At 71.1% G+C, this 6,000-nt stretch carries 5 protein-coding genes and 1 pseudogene; 1 reads left to right on the forward strand and 5 read right to left on the reverse strand.

Annotated elements, in window-relative coordinates:
• Positions 1 to 211 precede the first annotated feature (211 nt).
• Positions 212 to 619 (reverse strand): (deoxy)nucleoside triphosphate pyrophosphohydrolase, encoded by a 408-nt coding sequence (locus ACLEQD_RS06290; RefSeq protein ID WP_171412763.1) that lies wholly within the window; start codon positions 617 to 619, stop codon positions 212 to 214.
• A gap of 336 nt (positions 620 to 955) precedes the next feature.
• On the opposite strand from ACLEQD_RS06290, the gene ACLEQD_RS06295 reads away from it, so the two are divergent.
• The gene (locus tag ACLEQD_RS06295; protein ID WP_043321491.1) at positions 956 to 1,192 is read left to right on the forward strand and encodes a helix-turn-helix domain-containing protein; all 237 of its coding nucleotides are present in this window, start codon (positions 956 to 958) and stop codon (positions 1,190 to 1,192) included.
• A 48-nt stretch (positions 1,193 to 1,240) separates the two neighbouring features.
• Here the strand turns inward: ACLEQD_RS06295 and ACLEQD_RS06300 are convergent, their stop codons facing one another.
• From ACLEQD_RS06300 to ACLEQD_RS06315, 4 genes and pseudogenes are all read right to left on the reverse strand, one after another.
• Positions 1,241 to 2,113, reverse strand: coding sequence for a MaoC/PaaZ C-terminal domain-containing protein (locus tag ACLEQD_RS06300; protein ID WP_410382519.1), 873 nt, complete (start codon positions 2,111 to 2,113; stop codon positions 1,241 to 1,243).
• Between the two features lie 49 nt (positions 2,114 to 2,162).
• Positions 2,163 to 3,473 (reverse strand): DUF4114 domain-containing protein, encoded by a 1,311-nt coding sequence (locus tag ACLEQD_RS06305; protein WP_410382521.1) that lies wholly within the window; start codon positions 3,471 to 3,473, stop codon positions 2,163 to 2,165.
• 167 nt (positions 3,474 to 3,640) lie between these two features.
• Positions 3,641 to 4,807 (reverse strand): sigma-54 interaction domain-containing protein, encoded by a 1,167-nt coding sequence (locus ACLEQD_RS06310; protein WP_410382522.1) that lies wholly within the window; start codon positions 4,805 to 4,807, stop codon positions 3,641 to 3,643.
• Between the two features lie 445 nt (positions 4,808 to 5,252).
• Positions 5,253 to 6,000: pseudogene (locus tag ACLEQD_RS06315) on the reverse strand (hypothetical protein); the annotation flags it as partial.

Here is a 6,000-nt window from a genome sequence, read left to right on the forward strand (position 1 = left end):
TCCGGGACCTGGCGGGGCACGGCGCCCGTCTGATGGCCGTCCGTGTAGAGCAGGCAGCCCTCGAGGCCCGTGGCGGGCACCTGCCGCAGGCCGGCGTCCGGGGCGGTGTCGCCGGTGGGCGTGGGGCGGGAGCTGGAGCAGGCGGCGGACAGCAGGAGGCCCGCGGCGGCGGCGAAGCGCATGGCGAAGCGCACGGTCGGGCGGCGCACGGTCAGTGATCCAGGTCCAGCAGCCGGGCCAGCGTCTTGGCGTCCGCGTCGGGGAAGCGGTACTGGCCCATCTCCTCCAGCGCCACCCAGCGGTGGTCATGCACGCGCAGGTGGTGGATCTCCGCGTCCGGGTCGCTCAGGCGGCAGCGGAACACGCGGAAGTCGATGTCGTAGGTCGGGTACTCGTGGTGGGTGTGCATGACCTGCTCGAGCACCTCGATGCGGACCCCCATCTCCTCCTGGAGCTCGCGGGCGAGCGCCACCGCGTCGTGCTCCCCCTCCTCCACCCGGCCGCCCGGGAACTCCCACAACAGGGGCAGCGACGCGGTGGGAGGACGCTGGGTGATGAGGTAGCGACCCATCTCGTTCTGGAGCATCGCGCCGACGACGCGCACGTGACGACGGGTCATTCACTTCTCCTCGATTGGAGTCCCAAAGATGGAAGTCGGGGTGCGGCGGCGTAACACAGCCCCTGCCCGGCGCCAATGCGCAAGGCCCCTCCTCAGGGAGCAGCGTGCGCATGCCCGGGACGCGTGGCCACCCCACCCGCCGCCGTCCCGGAAGGAGCCGGCCCGGGGCCGTGGGGCCGGGGATCAGCAAGGGCTGGCGGAGGCCTGGACCCCGGGGGGAGCGGGCTGTTGGGGACTTCACGTCCCGGGGAGGCGCTCCCCGGCCGGGCCGCCGTCCACGAGGGGGGCGTGTGGGATTCAAGTGACGAGAGGGCCGGATGGCGCCATGCTCGGGGGATGACACAGAGTCGGAGAGAGCGGGCCGAAGCGCTTGGCGCCGCGCTGAAGGCAGCGCGGCAGCAGGCGGGGCTCTCCATGGAGGAAGTCGCGGAGCATCTGGAGCTGGGCGTGGAAGTCCTGGCCCGCGTCGAGCGAGGGGTGATGGTCCCCACCATCCCCACGCTGAGCCGGCTGTGCGCCCTGATGAAGCTGGACCCGGACAGCCTGCCGGACCTGCCGGAGCTGAGTGACTGACGCGGCTGGCGGGCCCCTCTCCGGCCCGCCGGCGCGTCGCCCGTTCCGCTAGCCCAGCCGCCCCACGAGGTGCGGCTTCCCCTCCTCCGACAGCACCCGGAACGCCACGCCCGCGGACTCGCGAGCCGTCTGGAACGTCACCCGGGAGGGCAGCAGCAGGGGCTTCTTGAAGTCGCAGTCCAGGCGCAGCGCGTCCGCCTGGGCCGCCTCCCCCAGCTCCGCCACGCACCTCGCGAGCGTCCACATGCCGTGCGCGATGGCGCGCGGGAAGCCGAAGGGCTTCGCGGTGACGGCGGTGAGGTGGATGGGGTTGAAGTCGCCGGAGGCCCGCGCGTAGCGGCGTCCGGTGTCGGCGGGGATGCTCCAGGCCGCGGGGCGGCTGGACGCGAAGCGGGCGTCCTCGGGAGGCGGGGCCTTGCGCGCGGCGTCCCTGTCCTTCCGGGGGGCGTGGCGGCGCAGCATGGTGCTGACGGCCTCCCACAGCAGCTCGCCCGAGTCCTGGGCCTCCACGCGCGTCTGGAGGTCGAACTCGTGGCCGGCGGGCACTTCGCGCTGGCCGTCGAAGCGGCAGGCCACGGTGAGCGCGGCGGTGTCCGGCAGGCGGCGGTGCTGCTGGAGGTGGTTGCGCACGTGCACGATGCCCAGCGCGGAGTACGGGAAGTCGGGCAGGCCCAGGAGCCGCAGGTGCAGCGGCGTCGCGAGCACCTGCGGGTACGTGAGCGGCAGGAAGCCGTCGGCGTCGAAGCCGCACGCGGCGCGGTAGCGCTCCAGCAGCACGGGCGAGGCTCGGCAGCCGTGCGCCCGCAGCGTCAGGTCCGGCAGCGCGGTGCCGCCCCGGGACTTCCCGAAGGGCAGCGCCGCGCGCAGGAGCGTGGCGGGCATCGACGGGAGCGCGTGCAGGTCGAGGATGGGAGCGGACATGCGGCGGATTCTCCGACACCTGTCCGCGCCCCACCCGTGAAAAATCCGCTCAGCGGATCGCGAAGCCCCAGGTGTAGGCGACACCCCGGTGGCTGCACGTGGAGCCGTTGCTCCAGGCCCAGGTGTAGTCGAGCCGCCCTCCGGAGCAGTACTCGCCCGCGTAGTCCGCCAGGTGCCCCTTCGACCCGCCCTGCCAATCGCTATCGCAGCCCGCGCCCGGATTGACGGTGCCGTTGTAGTTGTAGTTGATGCACCCCATCATGATCTGCGAGTTGGCCGGACCGTAGACGCCCTGCTTGAAGGCCGTTCCGGGCGTGCCGAGGGCCATGTTCGTCTGGAAGTAGTTCCAGGTCGCGGGCGCATAGGTCTGGGTATGGCTTTCCCCGAAGGTGCGGTTGAAGACCATCACACTGCTGAAGGAGACGCAGGCCAGGCTCTTCGACCAGTCCGTGCCCCCCACGGTGCCGCGTGTCGACACGCCCAGGTTCGTCCTCGCATTGGCTGCCTGCCAGCCAGCGAGCGTCCACCCTCCTCCATCGGTGGCCATGTCGCAGTAGTACGACGAGGCCTGGGTGCCGCAGGGATTCAGCGAATAGACGCCACTGCCCAGCGAAGGACAGTACTGGTGCAACTCCTGGCAGGAATGCACTTGCGCGGAAGGTGCTTCCGGGCAGGGCTTCTCCGGGAGGGTCGGTCCGCCGGAGTCCACGCTGGACACCGGGTCGCTCTGCACGGTGAAGACAACGTCGTTGAAGTTGTCGTTGGACTGTTCGTGGTCGCGGTTGAAGTCCTCGAAACCCAGGATCCGGCGTTGCGTCTCCAGATGGTAGGCGGCCATGACGTGGCGTCTTCTGGGGGCGGTCGTCTCCGGGTTGAGCGCGTCCACGGAGTAGTAGGTCAGCTTGTCCAGGTCCACCTGGGCGCCGTCCCAGCCATCAGCAACCAGGAAGAAGCCCACCCGCGTTCCAGCGGGAAACCGTCCCAGCAGGACACGGTCGCCCGTGTAGAGCTCACCGCCCGCCCCCCAGGCCGAGGCGTTGGGGAAGACCACATGCTTCTGCACTTCCTCCACGGTGGCCGGAGGGCTGCCGTCCGGGTACGTGAAGAAGCCCAGCGTGTTGCGGAAGGTGGCGCCTTCGGACACGAACGTCACCCAGACATCCGCCGTGGCCGTGAGCAGGACATTGGGGTTGTTCGTGGCCGCGACGTAGTCCGGATGGTGGACCGGAACCGATTGATTGTCGGGCAGCGCTCCCGCGATGTCGGCCAGCAGCGTCGAGGGCAGTGTCTCCGGTGACGCGGGCGTCACCGCCTGTCGTTGGCTGGAGAAACCGTCGGCATGTGAGGCCAATACATCCATGGGCTCACAGCCACTCCACAACAACGCAAGACAGCCAATCATTGCCCCGGGGACAAGGCGACACGAATCACGGTGCATGGAATGCCTCCAGGCCGTGATAAGTCCAACAAACCGGGAATCCAGTCAATGGCCGTGGTTTTTTCACTCACCCCGAGTCGAGACAGACATCAGCTCTTGAGGCCGTGTCTGCGCAGGAGCCGGTACAGGTAGACGCGGTCCATGTCCGCGGCGGCGGCGGCGTGGGACACCTTGCCTCCGTGGAGCTGGAGGAGCGCTTCGACGTAGTCGCGCTCGAAGGTCTCCAGCGCCCGGCGCCGTGACTCCGCGTACGTCAGCAGCGGGTCCACCGCGCGAGTACCCGTGGGAGCCAGGGGATTCGCGGCCTCCGGCGTGGTGGGCGGCAGCGCGTCCTGGAAGACGAGGCAGCGCTCCAGGTGGTTGCGCAGCTCGCGCACGTTGCCCGGCCAGGCGGCGCGCTGGAGCCGCGCGAGGAAGTCCGGCGTGGTGAGCTTCGCCTGTTGCTCGGGCGTGGCGCCCAGCCCCGCGAGGATGCGCTCGACGATGAACGGGATGTCCTCCGTGCGCTCGCGCAGTGACGGAATGGAGATGCCCACCACCGCGAGGCGGAAGTAGAGGTCCGCGCGGAAGCGGCCCTCCTGGACCTCCTGGCGCAGGTCGCGGTGCGTGGCCGCGATGACGCGCACGTTGACCGGCTGGTACGTGTTGGAGCCCAGGCGGCGGATCTCCCGGTTCTCCAGCACGCGGAGGAGCTTCGGCTGGAGCTCGGCGGGCAGCTCGCCAATCTCGTCCAGGAAGATGGTGCCGCCGTCGGCCTCCTCGAAGGCGCCCACGCGCCGCTGGATGGCGCCGGTGAAGGCCCCCTTCTCGTGGCCGAACAGCTCGCTCTCCAGGAGGTTGGCCGGGAGCGCGCCGCAGTCCACGACGAGGAAGGGCGCGTTCGCGCGGGCTCCGGCGCGGTGGATGGCCTGCGCCGCGCGGCTCTTGCCGGTGCCCGTCTCCCCTTCCAGCAGCACCGTGGCGCTGCACGCCGCCGCGCACGCCATGCGCTCGAAGCTGGCCCGCGTCGCGACGGACGTGGCCACCAGGTCTCCGAAGGTCGCCCGCTCCGGCCCCGCGAGGGGCTGCCTCCGTTCGGGCGCGACGGCCTCCGCGTCGTGCCGCGCGGGCGGTTGCCCCCCCGCGGATCCGCTCCGCCCCCGTGCTCTCGACTGACGCCACCGGACCCCGTCCACGAACGTCCCCGGACGTTCATTCGGGGTCCGCGCGTGCGCCCCCTTCTGCTCCAGCTTCAGCTCGCAGTGGAAACGCGACACGGCGGACTCCTCGTTCGAAAGGTTCATTGAGGACACGGTTCCCCCCCGGGACCGGTGGCGTGTGGTGGACCGCGCTTCAGGAGGCGCGGAGGATCCTCGGGCGCCTGCGGCCACAGCGCGTCGTAGCGGCCGCGGTAGCCGCTGGAGTCCGAGCCGTACAGCTGGGACTCGTCACGTCCGCGCCACACGCACCCAGTCCGGCCGTGACAGCCAGGCCCAGGAGGGCCCACGCCGCACGCAACGAAGTCTCCATGATGAATGCCTCTGCCTTCCCTGGAGACACGCGCGACGCTGCGCGCGTGGAGGCATGCCAGCTCTCCGTCAGCCGACGGACGGACCTGTTGTCCCGGGACCCCTCCCAGGCGTGTTCCTGCACCCCTCATGGGCCTTTACGCCGGGGCTTCTGGATATTCCCGGACAATTCCCGGGGGCTTTTTCCACGGGGTCAGCGAACCGTGACGTCCACCACGAACTCCGCGGCGCCATCGCCCTCGCGCGCGGCCTCCACCACGTCGGGCCGCTCGTCGCCCACCCACAGGCCCAGCACGTCGTAGACCAGCCACTGGGCCAGGGACCGGGAGGTCCCCTGCGCGGCGTCGCGAGGCACGCCGGACAGGGCGCCCTGCGTCTCCATCAGGGCCCGCGCCAGCCGCGCGGGCACCACCCAGCACTCCGGGCGCACGAAGGCGGGCACCAGGAAGAGGCAGAACGCGGCCTCCGTGCGCGCGAGCAGCGCGTCCAGGCGCTCGCGGCCCAGGCGGAACGTCGGCAGCCACTGCCCCTCTCCGCGCTGCTCCAGCTTCGCCACCGGCACGCGGACGACCCGGCGCGTGCGCACGAAGCCCTCGCGCTCCACGGACACGATGAAGGCGATTTCGGACGCGACTTCCGGCGAAGGCTCGGGGTGGCGGTGCACCGTCATGGACAGCGACAGCGGCGAGGCCACCAGCGAACCCAGGTCCGCCTGCACGCGCTCCAGCTCCGAGCGCAGGCCTTCGAGGAGCCCCGCGACCAGCTCCGACGTCTCCTCGCGGAAGCGCTGGGGATGGCGCTGGGCGACGTCCGCCTCCACGCGTCCCACCGCGCCACGAGCAGGTCCTCCAGGTCGCGGTCGCGCAGCCACGTGCGGCCGCCCACGGGCACCGCGCGCGTCGCGTGCAGTGCGCAGGGAGGCGTCGCGTCGTGGCTCGGAG

The sequence above is a fragment of the Corallococcus sp. 4LFB genome (assembly GCF_046520365.1).
Taxonomy (GTDB): Bacteria; Myxococcota; Myxococcia; order Myxococcales; family Myxococcaceae; genus Corallococcus; species Corallococcus caeni.